The sequence below is a fragment of the Micrococcus sp. KRD026 genome (genome assembly GCF_017168445.1).
In the GTDB taxonomy this organism is placed as follows: Bacteria; Actinomycetota; Actinomycetes; order Actinomycetales; family Micrococcaceae; genus Micrococcus; species Micrococcus luteus.
In genome coordinates this window covers 787-1264 of record NZ_JABFBA010000025.1, presented here as the reverse complement: position 1 = coordinate 1264, position 478 = coordinate 787, and the positions used below count along the sequence as shown (strand labels likewise).

General features: G+C 64.2%; 1 protein-coding gene and 1 pseudogene. One reads left to right on the top strand and one right to left on the bottom strand.

The annotated features are described in order from the left end of the window. A pseudogene (locus J1M40_RS09410) lies at positions 1–93 on the bottom strand (IS5/IS1182 family transposase); the annotation flags it as partial. Between the two features lie 117 nt (positions 94–210). Here J1M40_RS09410 and J1M40_RS09405 point away from each other — a divergent pair. Next, positions 211–357, top strand: a complete 147-nt coding sequence (locus J1M40_RS09405) for a hypothetical protein (RefSeq protein WP_206450733.1) — start codon at positions 211–213, stop codon at positions 355–357. Positions 358–478: the final 121 nt, after the last annotated feature.

Below are 478 nucleotides of genomic sequence, written 5' to 3'. Positions count from 1 at the left end.
GGCGAACGGCCTGCCGGCGCGGCCGGTCCGGGTCGGGAGCATCGGGGCGATCAACTCCCATTGGGCGTCGGAGAGCATCTGGAACCGGGACATGTCCCCAGGGTCTCAGCTGACTCGTGCATCTATTATCAGACACGCCCTAGCTCCCAATCCTCATTGTCCTCGTCTTCTTCGGCGGTGTCGCCGACGCCCGCCGCCTCGGAGAGCCCCATGCAGCTGACGGCCACCGAGACGTGCGAACAGCTGGCAGGCAACCGCGGTGGTCTGGCGTTAGACGTCCTGGACTTCAGCGTGGACTTCTACATGGAAGACCTCGTCATGAGCGATAGGGATCGTCGCGTGGCGGGGTTGGTGTGAGCCGCCCCCTTCATTCGGTCCGGACGTTCTGTGAGTCGTCGGTTTCCATTTGATGGGTGCACTGCCGAGCGTACTCGGCTGGGGTTAGGTAGCCGAGCGAGGAGTGCCGGCGGTGGTGGTT

Coding starts and splice junctions, on each gene's coding strand:
- J1M40_RS09405 (WP_206450733.1), top strand. CDS start 211: ATGCAGCTGACGGCCACCGAGACGTGCGAACAGCTGGCAGGCAACCGC.